The sequence below is a fragment of the Sanguibacter massiliensis genome, assembly GCF_900240335.1.
GTDB lineage: Bacteria > Actinomycetota > Actinomycetes > Actinomycetales > Cellulomonadaceae > Flavimobilis > Flavimobilis massiliensis.
The window spans coordinates 2783555-2805609 of record NZ_LT964979.1 but is presented as its reverse complement, the minus strand read 5'-3'; the positions used below and the strand labels follow the sequence as shown (position 1 = coordinate 2805609).

Here is a 22055-nt window from a genome sequence, read left to right as displayed (position 1 = left end):
ACCGCCGCGGAGGGCTCTTCCGGAGGACGATCGTCCGCCGGGACCTCGCGGGATGCCACAATGACGGGCATGAGCCGCCCTCCCGTCGACGATGCGTGGCTCGTCGTCCCCCTCTTCAACGAGGCGGCGGTCGTGGGTGACGTCGTGCGCGGCGTCCTGCCGACGTTCCCGCACGTCGTGTGCGTCGACGACGGCTCGTCGGACGGCTCGGCCGCGGTCGCGCGCGCCGCGGGCGCGCGGGTGCTCGAGCACCCCGTGAACCTCGGTCAGGGTGCGGCTCTGCAGACGGGCATCACGTATGCGCTCTCGCGCGGCGCGCGGTACGTCGTGACGTTCGACGCGGACGGCCAGCACCGGGTCGAGGATGCTGCCGACATGGTCGACCTCGCGCGTCGCGAGGACGTCGCGATCGTCTTCGGCTCTCGCTTCCTCGACGACCGTACGGACGCGGGCCTGCTCAAGCGAATCGTCCTCAAGGTCGCGGTGTGGTTCACGAACCAGTCGACGGGCCTGCGGCTCACGGACGCGCACAACGGGCTGCGCGTCATGCGGGCGGACGCGGCGCGGGGCGTGCGGCTGCGGCAGGACCGCATGGCGCACGCGAGCGAGATCGTCCTCCAGCTGGGGCGCACACGCCTGCCGTGGCGTGAGCACCCGGTGCACGTCCTCTACACCGACTACTCGCGCGGCAAGGGCCAGTCGCTGTGGAACTCGGTGAACATCCTCGTCGACCTCGTGTTCCGGTAAGGCGGCGTCGTGCTCATCCAGGTCATCCTTCTCGTCGCGATCGGCTGGGTCGCGGTCGTCCTCAACCGGTCGACGGCGGATGCGCGTCACCAGGCGATCCGTCGGCTGCTGCTCGTGGCGTTCATCGTCGGGGCGGCCGCGTCGGTGCTCTTCCCGTCGATCCTCTCGTGGCTCGCGAACCTCATCGGCGTGGGTCGTGGCGCGGACCTCCTGCTCTACGGCCTCGTCATCGCGTTCCTCAGCTTCATCGCGACGTCGTTCCGGCGCATGAGCCGCATGCAGTCGCAGCTCACGGCACTCGCGCGCGAACTCACGCTCGCGCGGGCTGCGCTCGTCGACAGGGGCGTGGTCCCAGACGTGGCGGGGCCCGACGCTCCGACCCTGGGCAGCCCCGCAGTGTCGTCGGACGACCCGCGCGACGACTGAACGGCCATCTCCACAGTTCTCTCACCCACCGGTCGCGGACCCGCCCGCCCCTCCTCGGGGGTCCGTCCTAGGATCGACGGGTGACCTGCCCGTTCCGTGCCCCCAGCCCCGCTTCGCGCGACGCCGCCGGCCCGTCGGCGGTGCACGCATGACGGACCGGTCCGGCCGCCCGCAGGGCTCGCCGCCTCCCAGCTTCTCGCCGCAGGGCGCGGGCGCGTCGCGTCCGTCCTCGGACGACGGCGCGGTCCCCGTCGGCGGTGCGAACGGGCCCGTCACCCACGTCCCTGCACGCCCGACGCGCCGGCCGACGACGGGCGGCACCCCGCGTGCCACGCGATCAGGCGAGCCCGCTGGCCGGCCGGCGTCCGTCCCGCCGCGCACGACGTCGTCGGGGCGCCCGTCCGTCGAGGGTGCTCGTCCGGCGGGCACGCCGCAGCCCGGTGCGGGCCCGCGCGGTGCTGCGCCGTCCAGCGCGGCTGCGGGGGGCACGTCGGGGCCCCGCCGCACGGTGTCGTCGACGCCCGGAGCGGCACGGCCTGCGAGCCGTCCGGCTGCTGCTCGTCCGGGTGAGGCGCGACCCGCGTCGGTCCGGCCCGTCGCGTCACGTCCCTCGCCTGCGCGGGCTGCCGCGGCCGGCCCGCTCGACCTCGACGCCGACGGTCCCGGGGAGGACGGCGGCCCGTCGCGCAGCTTCCGGCTGCGCCCGGGGAGGATCGCGGCGGTCGTCGCAGTCCTCGCGCTCGCGGGGCTCATCGCGTGGCCCGTCGGGCTGGGCCTGTGGGCGAACGGCAAGATCACGCACGTCGCCGCGCTCTCGGGCGCGGCCGCGACGGACGGCACGACGTACCTGCTCGCGGGCTCGGACTCGCGCGAGGACGGTGCGATCCACGACGACGGCACGGCGGGCGCCCGCACGGACACGATCATGCTGCTCCACGTGCCCGACGACGGTCCGAACGCTCTCATCAGCCTGCCGCGCGACACGTTCGCCGAGATCGCAGGCCACGGCGGCCGCAAGCTCAACGCGTCGTACGCGTACGGAGGGCCCGAGCTCCTCGTCTCGACCGTCGAGGGTCTCACGGGCCTCACGGTCGACCACTACGTCGAGATCGGTCTCGGTGGGGTCCAGGGTCTCGTCGACGCGGTCGGCGGCGTCAACCTGTGCCTCGACTACAAGGTGCGGGACAAGAGGTCGGGGCTCAAGTGGAACCCCGGCTGCCACGACGTCGACGGGAAGAAGGCGCTCGCGTTCGTCCGCATGCGCTATGCGGATCCGAAGGGCGACCTCGGTCGCGCAGAGCGTCAGCGTCAGCTCATCGGCGCGGTGACGAAGAAGGCCGCGAACTTCGGCACGGTCATCAACCCGGGCAAGCAGGTCGACCTCATCGACGCGGGCCTCGGTGCGATCGCGGCCGACGACGGCACGAGCATCGTCGACCTCGGCCGGCTCGCCCTCGCGTTCCGGGCCGCGACGGGCGAGGGCGGCGTCACGGGTACGCCGCCGGTCGCGAACGTCGACTACCGCCCGGGCGGCGGCGCGGGCTCGACCGTGCTGCTCGACCCGGACACCGCTCCCGCCTTCTGGGACGCGGTCCGTGACGGGTCACTCGAGCCGGGCCGCTACGACGGGGACGGCCGCGTCGAGGACGAGAAGAACTAGGACTCGGCTCCCGCACCTCGCTCCCGGCGCGGCGCATCGAGGCCCGACGCGCCGCGCGGTCAGTCCTCCGCAGGCGGCTCGGCACTGTCGTCGGGCCCAGTCCTGCGGGTCGAGCGCGTATACGTGAAGGTCTGCAGGAACGCTCGGGCACGGTCGCTGCGCGGGTTCGTGAAGAACTCCTCGGGCTCTCCCTCCTCGACGACGCGGCCGCGGTCCATGAGGACGACCCTGTCGGCGACGGCACGCGCGAACCCCATCTCATGCGTGACGACGAGCATCGTCATACCGCTGTCGGCAAGCTCGACGACGACGTCGAGGACCTCGCGCACCATCTCGGGGTCGAGGCTCGCAGTGATCTCGTCGAGCAGGAGGACCTCGGGCTGCATGGCGAGCGCGCGGACGATCGCGACCCGCTGACGCTGCCCGCCCGAGAGCTCGCGGGGGTAGGAGCCCGCCTTGTCGGCGAGCCCGACGCGCGCGAGCAGCTCGAGGCCACGCCGCTCGGCCTCGGCGCGCGGCGTCCCCGCAACCCTCACGGGCGCGAGCGTGAGGTTGCCGAGGACCGTGAGGTGGTTGAAGAGCTCATAGCTCTGGAACACCATGCCGACACGCTGGCGCACCGTCTCCCACCGGGTGCCGCTGCCGGTGATCTGGCTGCCGTCGAGCGCGATCGCGCCGCCGGTGAGCGGTTCGAGGCCGTTGACGGTGCGAAGCAGCGTCGACTTGCCGCAGCCCGAGGGGCCGACGATCACGACGACCTCCCCGCGTCGGACGGTGAGGTCGACGCCGTCGAGCGCTGTGACGCCCCCGGGGTAGGTCTTGCGGACGTCGCGCAGCTCGAGCACTGGCGCGTCGGTCGTGGTGGTCATCGTGACTCCCATCGGGTCTCGAGGCGTCGTGCGAGCACCGAGACCGGGTAGCACACGACGAAGTAGAGGCCGAGCACAAGGCCGTAGACCCAGAAGGCGGCCTCGGGGTGCTCGAAGCGGTTGGCGTCGATGATCTGCTGGGCGACCTTGAGCACCTCGACGACGCCGATGAGCACGACGAGCGACGTCGTCTTGACGAGGCGCGTCGTGAGGTTGACGGTGAGCGGCGCGAGGCGCCGCAGCGTCTGCGGCAGGACGACGAGCCGCTGGACCTGAGCGGGCGCGAGCCCGAGCGCTCGGGCGCTGTCGACCTGGTGGGCGGGGATCGACGTCACGGCGCCGCGGACGAGGTCGCCCATCTCGGCCGCGCCCCAGGCTCCGAGGACGAGGATCGAGGTCGCCGCCCCGGACAGCGAGACGAGCCCTTGGCGGGCGAGGTCGAAGTAGACGACGAAGAGCAGCACGAGCTGCGGGACGATGCGCATCGTCTCGACGTAGCCCCGCGTGAGAACCTGGACGAGCGCGCCGCGGCGCGTCATCGCGAGGCCGAGCGGGACGCCGCAGACGAGCGCGACCGCGAGGGAGGCGAGCGCGATCCCGACGGTCGTGCCGAGTCCTTCGAGCAGCCGCGCGAGGTTGCGTCCTTCGAGGAGGACCTCAAGACCCGAGACCGGCACGGCGCCACCTCCCCTCGAGGGCCCGGGCACCGAGCGCGACGGGCAGGAGGATCACGAGATAGGCGACGACGAGGAGGGTAAGCGCCTCGCGGGTGTCGTAGCTCGAACCGATGATGTCCTTGGCGACGTACATGAGGTCGGGCAGCGCGACGACAGAGACGACCGAGGTCTCCTTGACGAGGAAGATGACGTTCGCGGTGAGCGCGGGGACGGCGACCGCGACGCCCTGCGGCAGGACGACGTGCCGCAGTGCGGCGCCGCGAGACATGCCGAGGCTCAGCGCCCCGTCGACCTGGCTCGCGTCGACGGCGTCGAGGCCCGAGCGCAGCGCCTCGGCCATGTAGCCGCCGCCGAGGAAGGTGAGCCCGATGATCGCGCACGCCTCCCCCGACCACACGACGCCGACCTTGGGCAGCGCGAAGTAGAGGAAGAACAGTTGCACAACGAGCGGGGTGTTGCGTGCGAGCTCGACGTAGGCGCGCACGGCCTGTCGGCCGACGGGCACGCGGAAGTGCTCGACGGCCGCGCACACGAGACCGACGGCGAGAGCCCCGAGGATCCCGAGAGCCGCGATGCGGACGGTGACGACGGCCGCGCGCGCGAACAGCGGCGCGTGCTCGAGCAGGACGTCGGGGCTCACGGGCGAGGCTCCCGGACGCGGACGCGCCGTTGGCGCGGCCCGTGGGGGCGGGCCGCGCCGACGGCGGGGCGTGGGGTCACCTGACGACGCCGCCCTCGACGACGAGCTCGTCGGCCGAGACGTCCGTGCCGTAGACCGGTTCGAGCGTCGTTGTGTACGCGGCGTGGAAGAAGTTCTCCGTGCCGAGCGTCACGAGTTGGTCGTCGAGCCAGGTGCGAAGGTCTGTGTTCCCCTTCTGGACGGCGGCCGCGATCGTGTCCTGCGGGCCGAGCGACGCGATCGAGGTCGAGAAGCCGTCGTTGTTCTTCGCCCAGGCGAGCGCCTCGGTGTTGTCGGTCACCCAGGCAGCGCCGCGGCCGTCGAGCAGGGCGTTGGTGACCTCGGTGTACTGCTCGTACTTCTGGATCTTCACCTCGGGGTGGTTGGCCTCGAGGTAGGTCTCGGCGGTCGTGCCACGGACGACGAGGACGTCCTTGCCGTCGAGCTGGGCGATGTCGGTGACAGGGGCGTCGTCGGGGCTGACGACGCCGAGCGAGACCTTGAGGTACGGCTTGGCGAAGTCGACCTTCTGCGCACGCTCGTCGGTCACCGTGAAGTTGGCAAGGATGATGTCGACCTTGCCGCTCGTGAGGAACTCGACCCGCGCGGCCGCTTCGACGGGGACGAGCTCGAGCGTGACACCGAGGTCCTTCGCGACGCGCTTCGCATACTCGATGTCGTAGCCGACGTAGGTGCCCGAGGAGTCGACCGAGCCGAACGGCGCCTTGTCGGAGAAGACGCCGATGCGGACCTTGCCGGAGTCCTTGATCTGAGCGACGGTGCGTGCCCCTGTGGTTTCGGCCTTCGAGCCGCCGAAGAGCAGCCAGCCGCCGACGGCGGCGACGGCGAGGACGACGACGACGATCGCGGTGAGCAGCGTGGCGCGTCGGCGCTTGTCGGGCGCCGCGGTCTCGGGCGACGTGTCAGGGGTGGTGGTCATGATCTCTCCTTGGGGATGTACGGACGCGAGGGCGCGACGCCGGGCACGGGGTGCGACGGCGTGACGAAGGTGGACGTGCGGGTGGGGCCGATCGCAGGTGGTCGCGCTGCTGCGCGGTCCCGGGGCGAGGGCTTGGTACGTGCGGGCTCACCCGTAGGTCGGACGACGCCATGCCTGCCCGGCACCTCGCGCGACGGTCATCAGGGCCGGCAGGTGCGAGGGTCGTCGCGGGTCGGTCCTGGGACCGTCGGCAGAGGAGCGGGTGAGCAGGTCGCGTCGGTGGGCGACGCACACCGCCTTGGGCGGACCGTTCCGCGTCGCGGACTCAGGCCGGCGCGTGCGCGCCGGGGACGTCAGCGAGTGCTACGGCAACAGCGCTCGAAGCGTCGACACTCCTCGGCGCGGCGCGCGGGCCGGCCGAGGTCGCACATTCGGTGCTGGGTGTCGTGGAGCATGGATCGACCATACGGCGGCAGCACCACGCCGGCTAGGGCCGTCCAGGATTCGTCCGACCTTTGAGATCGCGCTGTCAGCACCCGCGCGACGAGCCGCGCAGGCCGGGCCTGCAGGCCCGGCGGTCACGCCGAGCAGGCCGGCTCGGCGGGCCGTGCAGAGCAGAGCGGGGACGGTCGAGGTGCTACTCCCCGCGCGCGTACGCCTCGCGGAGCGCGGAGCCCTTGGCCTGGGCGACGTCGCGGAGCTCCTCCTGGAAGCCCCGCATGCGGGCACGCAGGACCTCGGAGGCCTCGTCGGTGCCCGCGCCGAGGATGCGCGCAGCGAGCAGCCCGGCGTTGCGGGCGCCGGCGACGGAGACGGTCGCGACGGGCACGCCTGCGGGCATCTGGACGATCGCGAGCAGCGAGTCCATGCCGTCGAGGTGCTTGAGGGGAACGGGCACGCCGATGACGGGGAGCTCGGTGACGGCGGCGAGCATGCCGGGCAGGTGGGCCGCTCCCCCGGCGCCCGCGATGATGACGCGCAGGCCGCGCGCGGAGGCCTCGCGCCCGTAGTCGATCATCTCGGTGGGCATGCGGTGCGCGGAGACGACGTCGACCTCGACGGGCACGTCGAACTCGGCGAGGGCCTCGGCGGCCGCGCGCATGACGGGCCAGTCGGAGTCGGACCCCATGACGATGCCAACGACGGGGGCGGGCGTGGTGCTCATGCGGGTCTCCTGAAGCGGGCGCTTATACACATCTGACGCTGCCGACGAATCCTTACGCGCGNGGACGGGGCGGGCGGGTTCACTCGCCGCGCAGCAGCGCGGCTGCGGCGACGGCGCGACGACGGACGTCGTCGAGATCGTCGCCCGAGACGTTGACGTGGCCGAGCTTGCGGCCGGGGCGCACGGCCTTGCCGTAGAGGTTGACGCGAGCGCCGGGGTCGGCGGCGAGGATCGCGGGCAGGGCGTCGGTGAGCTCGTCGAGCGAGGACCCGAGGACGTTCGCCATGACGGTCCAGGGCGCGCGGGGCGAGGTGTCGCCGAGCGGCAGGTCGAGCACGGCGCGCAGGTGCTGCTCGAACTGGCTCGTCACGGCGCCGTCGATCGTCCAGTGGCCGGAGTTGTGGGGGCGCATCGCGAGCTCGTTGACGAGCACGCGGCCGTCGACCTCGAACATCTCGACGGCGAGGACGCCCGTGACGCCGAGACCCGTGACGACGGTCTCAGCGATGCGGCGGGCCTCGGCCTCGAGCTCGGCGGACAGGCCCGGTGCGGGGGCGATGACCTCGGAGCACACGCCGTCGCGCTGGACGGACTCGACGACGGGGTACGTCGCGACGTCGCCCGACGGGCGTCGTGCGACGAGCGCGGCGAGCTCGCGCGCGAACGGGACGCGCTCCTCGACGAGGAGCGCGGGCCCGCCCGCGACCACGGCCTCGAACCAGTCGTCGACCTCGTCGGCGGAGCGAACGACACGCACGCCCTTGCCGTCGTAGCCGCCGCGGCTCGTCTTGACGACGGCCGTGCCGTCGCCGTCGGCGAGGAACGTGGCGAGCGCGGAGCGGCCCGCTGCGAGCTCGGTCGGCAGCGGCGCCCAGCGGGGGCACGGGACGCCGAGCGCGGTGAGGCGCTCGCGCATGACGATCTTGTCCTGCGCGTGGACGAGCGCCGCAGGGCCGGGGTGGACGGGCACGCCGTCCGCGGCGATCTCGTCGAGGAGGGCGAACGGCACGTGCTCGTGCTCGAACGTCAGGACGGCTGCGCGGGCCCGGCCCGCGTCGGTCGCGAGCGCCCCTGACGTGCCGGCGACGAGCGCGCGCACGGCGTCGGCGTCCGACGCGGCCCCCACAGGGGCGTCGGCGAGGACCTGCGCCGCCGAGCCGTCCGAGGCCTCGACGAGGACGCGCAGGTGCACCCCCAGCTCGGCCGCGGCCGGAGCCATCATCCGGGCCAGCTGGCCCCCACCCACGACTGCGACTACCGGTGCGCTCACGGTCCCCAAGGGTACGCGAGGCTAGGAAGGTGTTCCGGGCGTGACCGTCTCACGGGACGCGAGGGCCTCGGCGTCGACCGGAGGAGGTGGCGCGCTCGCATCTGCTGCAGCCTCGGCTGCTGCGCCCTCCGTGAAGACGAACGTGCGGTACGCGAAGTACCGGAAGATCATGCCGAGAACGAGGCCGACAAGGTTGGCCACGTTGTCGGCGACGACGGTCGAGAGCCCGAGGACGTACCGCGAGAAGCCGAGGCAGCCGACCGAGATGAGCAGGCCACCGACGTTGACGACGGCGAACCCGGCGAACTCCCGCACGCGGTTGGAGGTCTTGCGCGCCGTGAACGTCCAGTACCGGTTGCCGATCCAGGCGACGATGGTCGCGATGCCGACCGCGATGCCGCGCGAAACGAGCGGCTTGTGCCCGAGGATCTCGCCGGGCCCGTGGACGAGCAGGTTGAAGACGCCCATGTCGACGAAGAACGCCACGCCCCCGACCGACCCGAAGCGCAGGAGCTCCCAGAACCGGGAGACGACGAACTCGCGCAGGGTCCTGAAAACGGACGTGACGGTCGTTGGCATGCGGTGAGCCTATCGTCGTGCGTGGAGCGAGGAGTGCGGGAGATCCCTCATGTCACCTCGCATCTCACGTCGGTGGTCTGCGCCGCCTGCTCCAGCCCGAGGAGACGACCGACCCGACGGGCAGGACGACCTCGGGGTCGAGCGACTTGGGCACGCCGACGAGGAAGAGCGAGAAGACGGGCGGGCGCCGCTGGGAGAGCTCGAGCCGTGCACCGTCGGCCGCCGCGAGGTCGCGTGCGAGCGCGAGCCCGAGTCCCGTGCCGGCGCCCGAGGTCACCTCGCGCTCGAAGACGTGGGGCGCAAGATCGTCGGGCACACCCGGGCCCTCGTCGCTCACCTCGACGACGACGGCGCCGCTCGTGCCGGGACGCGCCCGCACGGTCGTCGTGCCGCCGCCGTGCTTGATCGAGTTCTCGACGAGGGTCGCGATGATCTGCGCAAGGCTCCCCGGCGTCGCGAGGACGGTCGTCGCGTCGTCGACGTCGACGACGAGCCGACGCCCGAGCGCCGTGTACGTGGGGCTCCACTCCTCGACCTGCTGGGCGACGACGTCCGCGAGGACGACAGCCTCGTTGTTGCCCCCGAGCGAGCGGCGCGACCGGGAGAGCAGGTCGTCGACGACGGTGACGAGGCGTTCGATCTGCTCGAGCGAGACGCGCGCCTCCTCCTGGACGACGTCGTTGTCCGGCGCGGAAAGCGCCATCTCCTCGATGCGCATCGTCAGGGCGGTGAGCGGCGTGCGCAGCTGGTGGGAGGCGTCGGACGCGAACTGTCGCTCGACGGCGAGCCGTTTCGCGAGCCGGTCCGACGAGCGGGCCAGCTCGGCGGCGACAAGGTCGATCTCCTCGATGCCCGACGGTTCGAGGCGCGGGCGCGTCTGCCCGGAGCCGATCTGCTCGGCGGACGCGGAGAGGTAGAGCAGAGGCGCGGCGAGCCGGTTGGCCTGCCAGATCGCGACGACGATCCCCGCGCCGACAGCGACGACGGCGGCGACGCCGACGAGGACGATGATCTGCGCGGAGCGCACGTAGAGGTCCCACGACGAGACGCGGACCTCGACGATGGCCTTGGCGTCGGACAGTGCGAGCGTCTTCGTCACGCGGCCGGTGACGGGCTCGCCCGCGTCGATGATCTCCCCCGCCGGGCCGATGACGTGGATGTAGGCCGAGAGCCGGCCGTTGCCGCCGACGTAGCCGTCGAGCATGTCCGCGGAGAGCTCGGCGTCACGCGCGACTCGCCCGTCGACAGCGCGCGCGATGTTCTGAGCGCGGATCTGCAGCTCGCGCACCTCGTTGTCCTTGACGAGCTGGGCGCCGAGGAATGCGAGCGGGAAGCCGAGGAGCAGCACCGCGACCGCGACCGCGGAGAGGGTCGCGAGGATGAGGCGGCGGCGCATCCGGAGGCTCTCTCAGCAGGTGGCGGTCAGCGAGGACGCGTCAGCGGGCGCCGGTCTCGAACCGGAAGCCCATGCCGCGCACGGTCGAGATGTAGCGCGGGGAGTTCGCGTCGTCACCGAGCTTGCGGCGCAGCCACGAGACGTGCATGTCGAGGGTCTTCGTCGAGCCGACGAGCTCGGAGCCCCAGACCTCACGCATGAGCGTGTCCCGCACGACGACGGTGCCGACGTTCGCGACGAGCACGCGCAGGAGGTCGAACTCCTTCGTCGTGAGGTGAAGCTCGCGGTCCGCCTGGAACGCACGGTGCGCCGCGACGTCGACCCGGACGTCCTGCGCGCGGATCTCGTCTTCGGCCTCGACCTCGCCGTGCGTGCGGCGCAGGAGCGCGCGGACGCGGGCGAGGAGCTCGGCGAGACGGAACGGCTTCGTCACGTAGTCGTCGGCGCCCGCATCGAGGCCCACGACGAGATCGACCTCGTCGGCCCGTGCGGTGAGCACGAGGACCGGCGTCGTGAGGCCCTGGGCGCGGATCGCGCGGGCGACGTCGAGACCGTCCATGTCGGGGAGCCCGAGGTCGAGGACGACGAGGTCGACGTCGGTCGCGCTCGCCAGAGCCCCCTGCCCCGTCCCCTGGACGATGACGTGGTAGCCCTCTCGGGTGAGCGCGCGAGCGAGCGGCTCGCTGATCGCCGGGTCGTCCTCGGCAAGAAGCACGTTCGTCATTCCCCCATGCTAGGTCATGGACTTGCCAAGTTCGTGCCCACTCGCGGTTCCCACCCGTCGAGTGTCATGAGCGTCACGTCGCCGCGTCATGACGTCAGCCGTCCGGCGGACCCGGCACCCGCCCGCTCGTCCCGCAGGATGACGCGGCCCCCGAATGCCACCACCTACGCTTGCGGGGTGTCCGACCTCGATCCCCCCACCTCCTGGTGGCAGCGCCTCCAGCAGTCGTGGGAGCGCAACGCGCTGAAGATCGACGTCGCGTGGACGGTGCTCGCCCTCTTCCTCATGTGGGTAGCCGGCGGCGCAAGCTCCGAGTACGGCTTCTGGGCGACCCTCTTCATCGCACCGCTCGCGGTGCGTCGCCGCTTCCCCGTGACGTCCGTCGTCACGGTCTACTCGGTGGGGCTCCTCTACACGTTGAGCGCCTGGACAGACACCGGCAACCCCGGGATGGTCGCCGTCCTCGCCGCTCTGTACTCGGTGACCGTCCACGGGCCACCTTGGGCCTACCGCACCGCGATGGTCGCGGGAGCGGCGGGAGCCGCGCTCTGGTCGGCGGTCGCGTGGGCGAACTACACCGGCTACGGCCCCGACGGGCTCTCCGGCGCGTTCATCACGTTCACGCTCATGGTGCTCGCCGAGCTCGCGGTGTGGGCGTTCGCGCTCACCCGCCGCGCCCGCAAGGACATGGTCGCGACCCTCATCGACCGCGCCGAGCGGCTCGAGCGCGAGCGCGACCAGCAGGCACGCATCGCGACCGCCGCGGAGCGCACGCGCATCGCGCGCGAGATGCACGACATCGTCGCGCACTCGCTCTCCGTCATCATCGCGCAGGCCGACGGCGGCCGGTACGTCGTGCGTCAGGACCCTGCGGCGGGCGAGCGCGTGCTCGGCACGATCGCGGAGACGGGCCGTGACGCGCTCGCCGACATGCGCCGCTTGCTCGGGGTGCTGCGCGAGCCGGAGTCCGCGCGCCCGACGGCCCCGCTTCCGGGCGGGTCGGTCGGCGTCGCGCCGACCGTCGCGAGCGCGGATGCGGCCCCGCAGCCCGCCGCGGGCGACCTCGAGCAGCTCGTCGCGCAGGTGCGCGCGACCGGTCTCGACGTGTCGTTCGTCCGCATGGGCTCGCCCCGTCCCCTCCCTCCAGGGGTCGGGCTCGCGGTGTACCGCGTGTGCCAGGAGTCCCTCACGAACGTCCTCAAGCATGCGGGCCCCGGCCCGCGGGTCACGGTCCTCATGACGTGGGGGACGACGACGCTCACGCTCGACGTCTCCGACGACGGGCGCGGCGCGTCCGCCGGGAGCGACGGCGCGGGCCAGGGTCTTCTCGGCATGACGGAACGTGCCACGATGTTCGGCGGGAGCCTCACGGCGGGCCCGCGTCCCGGCGGCGGGTTCCGCGTCCACCTCGAGATCCCGCTGCCCGGCACGCGCGCGGTTCCCGGCGGGAGCGCCCAGCCGGGCGTGGGCTCCCCGCAACCGCCCGTCCCGCTCGCTGCGACCTCGCCCGTCCAGCCCCCACCCCCTCAGGAGCCCGCGTGACCCTCGAGCCCGCGCCCGACGCGATCCGCGTCGCCCTCGTCGACGACCAGCAGCTCGTCCGAGCGGGCTTCCGCATGGTCATCGACTCCCAGCCGGACCTCACGGTGACGCTCGAGGCAGGTGACGGCGCGCAGGCGGTCCGCCTCCTCGTCGACCACCCCGTCGACGTCGTCCTCATGGACGTCCGCATGCCCGAGCTCGACGGGCTCTCGGCGACCGCGCGCCTCACCGAGGCATGGCAGGCGCAGCTGCCCGCGGACCGGCAGCCCCGCATCATCGTCCTCACGACGTTCGACCTCGACGAGTACGTCATGGAGGCCATCCGCGCAGGCGCGAGCGGCTTCCTCCTCAAGGACGCCCCGCCCGAGGAGATGCTCGCCGCAATCCGCACCGTCCACCGCGGGGACGCGGTCATCGCGCCATCGAGCACCCGTCGCCTCATCGAGCACATGGCGGGCGCGCTGCCCGCCCCCGCTGCCTCTGACCCGGGCGCCGACCCACGCATCGCGTCACTCACGGAGCGTGAGCGTGAGGTCCTCGTCCTCATGGCCCGGGGGCGCTCGAACACGGAGATCGGCGCGGAACTCTTCGTCGCCGAGGCGACGGTGAAGACGCACGTCGGCCGGATCCTCGCGAAGCTCGGCGCGCGGGACCGCGTCCAGGCGGTCGTCACGTCGTACGAGACGGGTCTCGTCACCCCCGGGAGCTGACGCGCGTACGACCGTGGGATGACCTCGCGCGACGCACGGACCCCACCGGGGCACGACGACCCGCACACGGTGCCGTCGGTAGCGTCGGAGGAGCCGGCGGGCCCCCGCCCGCCTCTCCCCCGGAACGTACGAGGAGCACCTCCATGAACACCACCGTCGCCCCCGGTTCGACGGGCGCGGTCAGCGCCCGCGACCTCACGAAGGTCTACGGCAAGGGAGCTGGCCAGGTCGTCGCACTCGACCACGTCGACGTCGACTTCGCACCCGGCCGCTTCACCGCGATCATGGGCCCCTCGGGCTCGGGCAAGTCGACGCTCATGCACCTGCTCGCGGGCCTCGACTCCGCGACGAGCGGCTCGTCGCGCATCGGCGACACCGAGATCACGGCGCTCGGCGACGACGCCCTCACCGAGCTGCGCCGCACGCGCATCGGCTTCGTCTTCCAGTCGTTCAACCTTCTGCCGATGTTCACGGCCGAGCAGAACATCCTCCTGCCCCTCGACCTCGGCGGGAACAAGGTCGACAAGGAGTGGTTCGCGACGCTCGTGCAGACCCTCGGTCTCGGTGAGCGCCTCACGCACCGTCCGGCCGAGCTCTCGGGCGGCCAGCAGCAGCGCGTCGCGATCGCACGCGCCCTCATCACGAAGCCCGACGTCGTCTTCGCGGACGAGCCCACGGGCAACCTCGACTCGCGCTCGGGCGCCGAGGTCCTGAGCTTCCTGCGCCGTTCCGTGCGCGAGCTCGGCCGCACGATCATCATGGTGACCCACGACCCCGCGGCCGCCGCATACGCCGACCGCGTCGTGCTCATCGCCGACGGTCGCATCGCGGGCGACATCTCCGACCCGACGCCCGAGTCGGTCCTCGCCGGTCTCGACGCGCTCCGCACGCTCGAGACGACGCCCGTCACGGCGCCGGTCGGGGGGCAGGCCTGATGTTCCGGCTCACCTTCGCGCAGATGCGCAAGTCGGTCGGGAAGCTCGTCTCGGCCGGCATCGCGATCGCGATCGGCACGGCGTTCGTCGCCGCGACGCTCCTCGCGGGCAACATCATGACGTCGACGTCGACCGACTCGGTCGCAGCGACCCTCGCCGACGCGGACGCCCACCTCGACCTGGTCGGGACGGTGGGACTCTCCCCGGAAGCGATCACCTCGCTCGACGCGACCGCCGGTGTCGCCGTCGTGAGTCCGCAGGTGCAGACCTACATCAACGTCCGTCGCGGTGAGCGCGAGGTCGGGACGCTCGCCGTCTCCGCCGCCGCCGACCCTCGCCTCGAGGCCCAGAAGCTCACGAGCGGCGCCTGGCCCGCCGCGACGAACGAGGTTGCCCTCCCCGCGGCCGTCGCCGAGAGGCTCGGCGCGACCGTCGGCGGGACCGTCGACATCGTCGGGTACACCTTCGACGAGGCGAAGGGCGAGAGCGAGGAGACGACGACGACGGTCACCGTCACGGGTCTCCTCGACGACCCGTCCGGCGCGTACGTCTCGTTCGACGGCGCTCTCGTCGGTCAGGTCGCCGACGTGCTCGCGTGGAACGGCGGCTCGCTCGTCACGAGCGCGCTCGTCATGCTCGACGCCGGCGCCGACCCGGCGACGGTCCTCCCGGCGCTCGCCGACGCGGCACGCGCGGAGCTCGTCGCCGCAGGCACGTCGGACGAGGACGCCGCGCAGGTCCGGGCGCTCACGAAGCAGCAGTACGCCGACGAACGCATCGCCCAACTGAGCGGCGACACCAACACCGTCATGTACGTCGTCCTCGCCTTCGGTGCCCTCGCGCTCATCGTCGCGGGGCTCGTCATCGCCAACACGTTCCAGGTGCTCGTCGCGCAGCGCACACGCACGCTCGCGCTCCTGCGCTGCGTCGGAGCGACGAAGAAGCAGCTGCGCGCGTCCGTCCTCCTCGAGGCAGGAGTGCTCGGGACGCTCGCGTCGCTCACCGGCATCCTCGTCGGCGCGATCGGCGTCCAGACGCTCCTCGCCGTCCTCGGCACGCGCGACCTCGGTGTGCCGCTCCCCCGAACGATCGAGGTGACGCCCGCTGTCGTCCTCGTGCCGCTCATCGCAGGCGTCGTCGTCACGGTCCTCGCGGCATTCGCACCGGCCCGCGGAGCGACGCGCGTCGCGCCGCTCGCAGCGCTGCGCCCCGCCGACGCACCCTCGGTGCGCGGCGGCTCGACGGCACGGCTTGTCCTCGCGGTCGTCCTCACCGTCGTCGGTGGGGCGATGCTCGCGGGCGGGATCGCCGTCGCGAACGTCGGCGAGGAGCCGCAGCCGGAGATCGGCCTCCTCCTCGGTATCCCGGGCGGTGCGCTGTCGTTCGTCGGGCTCATCGTCGGGTCCGTGTTCTGGATCCCCGCGGTCGCGGCCGGCATCGGGGCGCTCCTGTCCCGCACGGGAGCCTCGGCGCGCCTCGCGTCGGCCAACACGCTGCGCAACCCGCGCCGCACGGCCGCGACGAGCACGGCGCTGCTCATCGGCGTGACGCTCGTCGCGATGATGTCGACCGGTGCCGCGAGCGCGCGCGCCACGTTCAACGACCAGCTCGACTCGCAATTCGCGGTCGACGTCCTCGTCGAGGCCAGCGGCTCGAGCGACGGCAGCAGCAATCTCGACACGGTGCGCGAGAAGGTCGCCGCCGTGCCCGGCGTCGCCGCGACCGTGCCCGTGACGTCGACGTACGTCGACAAGATCGAGCTCACGCTCCCCGACGGTCCGGTCCCGCTCGGGAGCACCGAGGTGAGCGGCATCGACCCAACCGCAGCACGCACGGTCCTCCACGACCCCCGCAAGGTCGACGGGCTCGAGGACGGCGTCCTCCTCGTCGACTCGTCGCGAGAGCTCCACCTCGCTGCGACGGGCGCGGTCGTCACGCGTGCCGACGGCACGACGCTCGACCTGCGCGTCAAGGTCATCGCCGGCGGCCTCGGCACGCACATGGTGACGGCGACGACGATGAAGCAGATCGCGCCCGACGCGACCGCGTCGACGCTCTTCGTGCGGCTCGACTCCGACAACCCCGTCCGCACGGTCGACGACATCCGGACGCAGGTCCAGGACCTCGGTGCGTGGGTCACGGGCGCCGTCGCGGAGCGCGCGATGTTCGAGCAGGTCATCAACGTCCTCCTCGCGGTCGTCGTGGGTCTGCTCGCGGTCGCGGTCGTCATCGCCCTCATCGGCGTGACGAACACGCTCTCGCTCTCGGTCCTCGAGCGGCAGCGGGAAAACGCGACGCTGCGCGCGATCGGACTGTCGCGGAAGCAGCTGCGCGGCACCCTCGCGATCGAGGGTCTGCTCATAGCGATCGTCGGCACGCTCCTCGGCGTCGTGCTCGGGCTCGTCTACGGCTGGTCTGGCGCGGCGACGGTGCTCGGATCGTTCGGCGACGTGTCGTACGCAGTGCCGTGGCGCGACATCGCGCTCGCGCTCGTCGTCTCGGTCGTCGCGGGCCTGCTCGCGTCGGTCCTGCCGGCGCGGCGCGCGGTGCGCACCTCGCCCGTCGAGGCGCTCGCGGTCGACTGACGCCCTCGGCGCCGACCTGACGGACGGCCCTGTGGACGGGGAGCTTCTCCCCGGCCGCAGGGCCGTCCCGCGCGTGCGGGCCGATGACGCGGCATCGTCGGGGCATGCGTCCCACGACCCCCTCCTCGGCCCCGTCGGGCGGCCACGTCCGGCTCACGCTCGCGGGCGAGGACGTCGAGATCGAGCGAGGGGCCCGGCTCGGCGCGCTGCGCCCCCGGCTCGCCGAGGTCCTCGGCCGCTCCGAGCTGCTCGCAGTGCCGCTCGCGGTCGGCCCGCGCGTGCTCGACGACGACGCGCTCGTGGGCTTCGGCCCGCTCGTCCCGGGCGCGGACGTGCGCGTGCACGTGCCGCGACGCCGCGCCCCGGACCTCCCCGACGACCCCGTCGGACGCGCACGTGACGCGTTCGGCGCGGTCGCACGCTGGGAGGTCGTCGCAGGTCCGGGAGCTGGCCGGGTCGAGGTCGATCTCGGACGTGCGACGCGCGGGCGTGTCGTCGAGGTGCGTCCGCGTCGCGCGTCGGCGAGCGACGCGGACGTCCCGCGGGCGGTCCGCGTCCGGCGGGCGCGGCAGCGGCGCACCGACGACCGTGCGCCGCGCGTGCGGGCACGGCTCGCCCGTGACCACGCGCAACGGCGCCCCGTGAGGCTCGGGCTGCGCGGCCGCCGGGTCCGCGACGGCGACGTCCTCCACATCGGGCCGACGACCCTGCGCCGCGTCGTCGTCGGGGTCGCGGACGAGCGCGCCACGCTCGCCGCCGACGCCACCCGCGCCCCCTCCCGGGCGCGCGGCCTCGGGCCGGGGCTCTCGGCGACGACGCTCGTCGTCCCGCTCGTCTCCGCGGCGACCCTCGCGCTCGTGACGAACCGTCCCGCGTTCGCGCTCGTCGGGCTCGTCGGGCCCGTCGTGCTCGGGGTGACCGCGCTCATCCGGCGCCTGCGCCGCACGCCGCCCGCCCAGGTCGGGGCTCCGACGACGTGGCACGGTCTCGCGCGGTCGCCCGTCGAGCTCATGACACGGGTCGCGACGGACCTCGCGGGACCGTCCAGGTTCGACCTGACGCCCGCGAGCACGGCCGCGCCCGGTCCCGTAGGCACGGCCGCGGACGGGCCCTCGGACGCGGGACAGAGCGACGCCGGCCCTCGCGCCCTCGTCGCGGCGGGGCCCTCCGCCGACGCCCGGGCGCGCGCGACGGTCCTCGCGTTCGCGGCGCTCCGCCCGGGTGCGCCCGTGACGCTCGTCGGCGGTGACGTTCGCGCGTGGGAGTGGGTCCGGTGGCTCGGCGCCCGCCCCGGCCCGCTCCCCACCTCCGGGGACGACGCCCCGCGCCTCGTCGTCGTCACGCCCGACGACGCCGACGCCCTGCGTCGCACGAGCGAGTGGTGGGCCCACGCCCCCGCGGGCACCCACGTGCTCCTCGTCCCGCCCCTGGCCGACGCACCCGCCTGGTGCGAGGCGGACGTCGACGGGCCGGGCGTCGACCCCCGGCTCGCAGAGTCGCTCGCGCGTGCCCTCGCCCCTGCCGTCGCGCGCAGCAGGGGCCTCGCCCGTGCTGCGACCGTGCCGCTCGCCGATCTGCTCGGCCTCGACCCGGCCCTCCCGCTGGCGTCCGTCGCAGACGCGGTGACGGCTCGGTGGGCCGCCGCGCCGACGCGTCCGCTCGCGCCCGTCGGCAGGCTTGCCGACGGCTCGGGGGCGCCGTTCGTCCTCGACCTCGTGCGCGACGGACCTCACGGCCTCGTCGCCGGCACGACGGGCGCCGGCAAGTCCGAGCTCCTCCAGACCCTCGTCCTCTCCCTCGCCCTCACGCACCCGCCCGCGCGCCTGACGTTCGTCCTGCTCGACCACAAGGGCGGTGCGGGCTTCGGGCCGTGCCTCACCCTCCCGCACGTCGCGGGCGTCGCGACGGACCTCGAGCCCGGCTCCGCCCGAAGGGCGCTCGCCGCACTCCGCGCCGAGCTGCGCTCGCGCGAGGAGCTGCTCGCCCACCACGGCGTCCCCGACGTCGGGGCGCTCCTCGCCCGGGACCCGGACGCGTGCCCGCCACGCCTCGTCGTCGTCGTCGACGAGCTGCGAGCGCTCGCGGACGACGACCCGGACCTCGTGCCGTCGTTCCTGCGGATCGCCGCGCAGGGCAGGTCGCTCGGGCTCCACCTCGTCCTCGCGACGCAACGCCCCGCGGGAGCCGTGAGCGCGGACGTGCGCGCGAACGTCGGGCTGCGGGTCGCGCTCCGCGTCGCGTCGGACGCCGAGTCGCGCGACGTCGTCGACGTCCCGGACGCGGCCGCCCTACCCGCGTCGTCCCCCGGGCTCGCGGTCGTCCTCACGAGCGGCTCGTCGCACCGGACGGTGCGGTGCGCGCTCGCGTCCGCCCCGGCGACGCCTGCGACGGCACGCGTCCGGCGCGTCCCACGGACGCCCGGACCGGCACGCACGCCCGCGCCCGTGTGGGGCGAGGACGTCGCGGCCCGCCTCGTCGCGGCGGCCGACGCGGCCGCGGGGGCCGCGCGTGCCCACCCTCTCTGGGCGCCTCCGCTCCCGCTGCGGTGCACGACGGCTGACGTCGCGGAGCCCTGGCCAGGGCGCGTGCCGGAGCACGCGGCGGCCGACGCGCTCCCGGTCGCGCTCCTCGACGAGCCCGACGAGCGGCGACGCTCGATCGCCGCGTGGGATCCCGCACGCGGACACCTTCACGTCGAGGGCGCTCCGGGGTCGGGCCGGTCGACCGTCCTCCACGCGGTCGCCCTCGAGGCGGCCCGACGCGGCTGGCACGTCCACGTGCTCGGCCCCGACCCGCTCGTCGTGCACGACGCGGACGACCCTCTGGTCGAGCACGGCGCGCGCGATCCACACGTCCCGTTGGTCGAGCACGACGGGCACGACGCGCTCGTCGAGCACGACGAGCACAACGGGCTCGTCGCGGCTGCGGGGCACGGCACGAGGCCCACCCCTGTCCCCCGGTGGCTCGGGACGCACGCCCCGGCGACGGATCCACGCCGCGTCCACGAGCTGCTCGCACGGCTCCTCGCCGCACCCCCGCCGTCGCCGACGCTCGTCCTCGTCGACGGCGTCGAGGAGGTTTTCGCGGCGCTCGGACGCGTCGCACGCGGTGGAGGCGTCGACACGCTCGCCGCGCTCGCCCGGCAGTCCGCGGCCCACGGCGTCGCGCTCGCGCTCGCGAGCGCCCGCTCGCTCACGGGCCCGCTCGCGTCGACGGTCGGTCCGCGGCTCGTCCTCACGAGCACCGACCGCGCGTCCGACCTCGGCCGGGGTGTTCCCTCGGTGCTCGCGGGACTGGGGGGACCGCCGGGCCGCGGCGTCTGGACGGGGGCCGGTCCCGCGCGGCTCGCGCAGGCGTTCCTTCCGACGCATGCCCGGCCCTCCGAGGTGCCGGTCGGTCCGGAGGCGTCGCCGCGGCTCGTGCCCCTGCCGACGGTTCCGGACGACCGTGCGCTGCGGGAGCTCGACAGTGCGGCCCGCGAGGCTCCTCACGCGTGGCTCGCCCCGCCCGGCCACGGCGGTGACGATGCGGGGCCTCGGCTGCTCGACGTCGCACGCGACACGCTCGTCGTCGGACCGCCGGGGTCGGGTCGGTCGACCGTCCTCGGGATCCTCGCGCGCCACGCAGCGCGGCTCGGGCCCGTGCTCGTCGTCGGGAGCTGCCCTCCACCCACCGCAGGTCGGCCGGCCGCGGATGAGGACGGCGACGCCCTCAGGTGCAGCAGCGGCACCGACGACGCCACCGTCGTCGTGCCGATGACGCCCGAAGGACTCGCCCGTGTCCCCGACCTCGTCGCCGGCGGCGGGTGGACGCTCATCGTCGACGACGCCGACGTGCTCGCCCGGCTGCTGCCCGTCGAGCACGACCGGCTCGCGACGCTCCCGGGCGTCGCGAGGTGCCTCGTCGCCGCGACGACCGCCTCGGCGACGCTCGCGTCCCGCGGCCTCCTGGCGCGGGTGCGCGCGGCGCGTCACGGTGTCGTGCTCGACCCGGGCAGGCCGGGTGCGGCGGACGTCCTCGCGACCGAGGTCGCTCACGTCGTCGAACCCGGGCCGTGCGCGCCGGGCCGCGGCGCCCTCGTCGTCGACGGGCGGGCCGAGCTCATTCAGTGCCGTCCGCCCGACTCGCACGGCGGAGCGACGTCAACGGTGCCGAGGCGTGAGCAGCCGTGGCCAGGGGTGTCAGTCCCCCGTGGGGCGGCCTGCGGTCGTGCGGGCGACGACGGACGGTGAGACGACGCCTGCGACGACGAGCACCGCGACGACGAGGAGCACCACGGGCACGGGGTGCGCACCCTCCTGGAGCCACGTCACCGCGATGACGACCTGGAACAGCTGCCACGTGACGACGGGCGAGCGCGCCCAACGCCGGCCGTCGAGGAGGCCGCGCGCCGCACCGACGAGCAGCGCAGCGAGACCCCAGGCGAACGCGGCGAGGACGCCCGCAGCTCCCGAGCCGACGCCGCGGACGACGTCGGCGAGCGCGAACCCGCCGGCAACGACGAGGCCGACGGCCTCGAGCGCGACGAGCCCGCACACGACGAGGAGCACGGTGCGACCGGGGCCCGGAGCCGCGACACCGGGACGGCGGAGAAGATCGAGAGGCACGCACCGAGACTACGGGACCTGCGGCAGGACCTTCGGGCGGCCGTGCGATGTCAAGGTTGCACCCTTGTGACTATCACCTCAGGGCCACCGCGCCGAAACCTTCTCGTGACCTCTTGTGGAACCGGCCGTGAGGTGTGAACCTTGTGTGGTCCCTCAGGGACAGTCCCCCCTTCTTGAACGGCCGCGTCGCGCTGCGCGCGGAACCGTCATGTTCGACCACCGAGGAGCACTTCCATGGACTGGCGTCACCGCGCCGCATGCCTCACCGAGGACCCCGAGCTGTTCTTCCCCATCGGGAACACTGGCCCGGCGATCCTGCAGATTGAGGACGCCAAGGCTGTGTGCCGTCGCTGCGACGTCGTCGACACGTGCCTCAAGTGGGCGCTTGAGTCCGGCCAGGACGCGGGCGTCTGGGGCGGCATGTCCGAGGACGAGCGTCGCGCGCTCAAGCGCCGCACGGCTCGTGCGCGCCGCGCCGGCTGACGCACCACCACGTACGGCCGAGGGCCGGCACCCGTCACGGGTGCCGGCCCTCGTCGCATCC

Annotated in this window: 19 protein-coding genes; 9 read left to right on the top strand and 10 right to left on the bottom strand. The window is 73.6% G+C overall.

Annotation, left to right across the window (positions count from 1 at the left end; all coding sequences use genetic code 11):
- Window positions 1-69: 69 nt before the first annotated feature.
- From C1729_RS12920 to C1729_RS12910, 3 genes are all read left to right on the top strand, one after another.
- A complete protein-coding gene (locus C1729_RS12920; protein WP_235977480.1) occupies window positions 70-747 on the top strand; it encodes a glycosyltransferase family 2 protein in 678 nt (225 codons plus the stop codon).
- Window positions 748-756: 9 nt separating this feature from the next.
- Complete coding sequence (locus C1729_RS12915) at window positions 757-1173, top strand: DUF2304 domain-containing protein (RefSeq protein WP_102510298.1); 417 nt, start codon at window positions 757-759, stop codon at window positions 1171-1173.
- Window positions 1174-1321: 148 nt separating this feature from the next.
- On the top strand, window positions 1322-2833 hold the full coding sequence (locus tag C1729_RS12910) for an LCP family protein (protein WP_102510297.1): 1512 nt from the start codon (window positions 1322-1324) through the stop codon (window positions 2831-2833).
- Between the two features lie 59 nt (window positions 2834-2892).
- On the opposite strand, the gene C1729_RS12905 is transcribed toward C1729_RS12910, so the two are convergent.
- The 9 genes from C1729_RS12905 to C1729_RS12865 form a co-directional block, all read right to left on the bottom strand.
- Window positions 2893-3702 (bottom strand): amino acid ABC transporter ATP-binding protein, encoded by an 810-nt coding sequence (locus tag C1729_RS12905; RefSeq protein ID WP_102510692.1) that lies wholly within the window; start codon window positions 3700-3702, stop codon window positions 2893-2895.
- Entirely contained in the window at window positions 3699-4379 is a 681-nt protein-coding gene (locus C1729_RS12900) for an amino acid ABC transporter permease (protein WP_102510296.1), read from the bottom strand. The genes C1729_RS12905 and C1729_RS12900 overlap by 4 nt, the downstream gene beginning before the upstream one ends.
- The gene (locus C1729_RS12895; RefSeq protein ID WP_102510295.1) at window positions 4360-5019 is read right to left on the bottom strand and encodes an amino acid ABC transporter permease; all 660 of its coding nucleotides are present in this window, start codon (window positions 5017-5019) and stop codon (window positions 4360-4362) included. Before C1729_RS12895 ends, C1729_RS12900 begins: the two co-directional genes overlap by 20 nt.
- Before the next feature lie 76 nt (window positions 5020-5095).
- Entirely contained in the window at window positions 5096-5998 is a 903-nt protein-coding gene (locus tag C1729_RS12890; protein ID WP_102510294.1) for a cysteine ABC transporter substrate-binding protein, read from the bottom strand.
- 637 nt (window positions 5999-6635) lie between these two features.
- Window positions 6636-7163 carry a 5-(carboxyamino)imidazole ribonucleotide mutase gene (gene purE / locus C1729_RS12885; protein ID WP_102510293.1) on the bottom strand — a complete coding sequence of 176 codons (528 nt, stop codon included), beginning with the start codon at window positions 7161-7163 and terminating at the stop codon, window positions 6636-6638.
- A gap of 79 nt (window positions 7164-7242) precedes the next feature.
- On the bottom strand, window positions 7243-8433 hold the full coding sequence (locus C1729_RS12880) for a 5-(carboxyamino)imidazole ribonucleotide synthase (protein ID WP_102510292.1): 1191 nt from the start codon (window positions 8431-8433) through the stop codon (window positions 7243-7245).
- 21 nt (window positions 8434-8454) lie between these two features.
- Complete coding sequence (locus tag C1729_RS12875; RefSeq protein ID WP_102510291.1) at window positions 8455-9012, bottom strand: GtrA family protein; 558 nt, start codon at window positions 9010-9012, stop codon at window positions 8455-8457.
- Between the two features lie 64 nt (window positions 9013-9076).
- Window positions 9077-10408, bottom strand: coding sequence for a sensor histidine kinase (locus tag C1729_RS12870; RefSeq protein ID WP_102510290.1), 1332 nt, complete (start codon window positions 10406-10408; stop codon window positions 9077-9079).
- 40 nt (window positions 10409-10448) lie between these two features.
- Entirely contained in the window at window positions 10449-11132 is a 684-nt protein-coding gene (locus tag C1729_RS12865) for a response regulator transcription factor (protein WP_102510289.1), read from the bottom strand.
- Between the two features lie 177 nt (window positions 11133-11309).
- Here C1729_RS12865 and C1729_RS12860 point away from each other — a divergent pair, with 177 nt between their 5' ends.
- The 5 genes from C1729_RS12860 (at window position 11310) to C1729_RS14795 (ending at window position 21136) form a co-directional block, all read left to right on the top strand.
- Window positions 11310-12674, top strand: a complete 1365-nt coding sequence (locus C1729_RS12860; protein WP_242493837.1) for a sensor histidine kinase — start codon at window positions 11310-11312, stop codon at window positions 12672-12674.
- A complete protein-coding gene (locus tag C1729_RS12855) occupies window positions 12671-13384 on the top strand; it encodes a response regulator (protein ID WP_102510288.1) in 714 nt (237 codons plus the stop codon). Before C1729_RS12860 ends, C1729_RS12855 begins: the two co-directional genes overlap by 4 nt.
- 143 nt (window positions 13385-13527) lie before the next feature.
- The gene (locus C1729_RS12850) at window positions 13528-14319 is read left to right on the top strand and encodes an ABC transporter ATP-binding protein (RefSeq protein WP_102510287.1); all 792 of its coding nucleotides are present in this window, start codon (window positions 13528-13530) and stop codon (window positions 14317-14319) included.
- A complete protein-coding gene (locus tag C1729_RS12845) occupies window positions 14319-16904 on the top strand; it encodes an ABC transporter permease (RefSeq protein ID WP_102510286.1) in 2586 nt (861 codons plus the stop codon). The genes C1729_RS12850 and C1729_RS12845 overlap by 1 nt, the downstream gene beginning before the upstream one ends.
- A 104-nt stretch (window positions 16905-17008) precedes the next feature.
- Window positions 17009-21136, top strand: coding sequence for an FtsK/SpoIIIE domain-containing protein (locus C1729_RS14795; RefSeq protein ID WP_207204620.1), 4128 nt, complete (start codon window positions 17009-17011; stop codon window positions 21134-21136).
- Here the strand turns inward: C1729_RS14795 and C1729_RS12830 are convergent.
- The gene (locus C1729_RS12830; RefSeq protein WP_242493836.1) at window positions 21086-21511 is read right to left on the bottom strand and encodes a hypothetical protein; all 426 of its coding nucleotides are present in this window, start codon (window positions 21509-21511) and stop codon (window positions 21086-21088) included. The genes C1729_RS14795 and C1729_RS12830 overlap by 51 nt on opposite strands.
- A 234-nt stretch (window positions 21512-21745) precedes the next feature.
- Here C1729_RS12830 and C1729_RS12825 point away from each other — a divergent pair, with 234 nt between their 5' ends.
- The gene (locus C1729_RS12825; protein ID WP_102510284.1) at window positions 21746-21994 is read left to right on the top strand and encodes a WhiB family transcriptional regulator; all 249 of its coding nucleotides are present in this window, start codon (window positions 21746-21748) and stop codon (window positions 21992-21994) included.
- The last annotated feature ends 61 nt before the right edge of the window (window positions 21995-22055 follow it).

What these genes read in the sequence shown, in the direction of transcription:
- C1729_RS12920 (WP_235977480.1), top strand. Translation starts at nt 70, where the DNA reads ATGAGCCGCCCTCCCGTCGACGATGCGTGGCTCGTCGTCCCCCTCTTC.
- C1729_RS12910 (WP_102510297.1), top strand. Translation starts at nt 1,322, where the DNA reads ATGACGGACCGGTCCGGCCGCCCGCAGGGCTCGCCGCCTCCCAGCTTC.
- C1729_RS12905 (WP_102510692.1), bottom strand. Translation starts at nt 3,702, where the DNA reads ATGACCACCACGACCGACGCGCCAGTGCTCGAGCTGCGCGACGTCCGC.
- C1729_RS12890 (WP_102510294.1), bottom strand. Translation starts at nt 5,998, where the DNA reads ATGACCACCACCCCTGACACGTCGCCCGAGACCGCGGCGCCCGACAAG.
- purE (WP_102510293.1), bottom strand. Translation starts at nt 7,163, where the DNA reads ATGAGCACCACGCCCGCCCCCGTCGTTGGCATCGTCATGGGGTCCGAC.
- C1729_RS12875 (WP_102510291.1), bottom strand. Translation starts at nt 9,012, where the DNA reads ATGCCAACGACCGTCACGTCCGTTTTCAGGACCCTGCGCGAGTTCGTC.
- C1729_RS12870 (WP_102510290.1), bottom strand. Translation starts at nt 10,408, where the DNA reads ATGCGCCGCCGCCTCATCCTCGCGACCCTCTCCGCGGTCGCGGTCGCG.
- C1729_RS12865 (WP_102510289.1), bottom strand. Translation starts at nt 11,132, where the DNA reads ATGACGAACGTGCTTCTTGCCGAGGACGACCCGGCGATCAGCGAGCCG.
- C1729_RS12850 (WP_102510287.1), top strand. Translation starts at nt 13,528, where the DNA reads ATGAACACCACCGTCGCCCCCGGTTCGACGGGCGCGGTCAGCGCCCGC.
- C1729_RS12845 (WP_102510286.1), top strand. Translation starts at nt 14,319, where the DNA reads ATGTTCCGGCTCACCTTCGCGCAGATGCGCAAGTCGGTCGGGAAGCTC.
- C1729_RS14795 (WP_207204620.1), top strand. Translation starts at nt 17,009, where the DNA reads ATGCGTCCCACGACCCCCTCCTCGGCCCCGTCGGGCGGCCACGTCCGG.
- C1729_RS12825 (WP_102510284.1), top strand. Translation starts at nt 21,746, where the DNA reads ATGGACTGGCGTCACCGCGCCGCATGCCTCACCGAGGACCCCGAGCTG.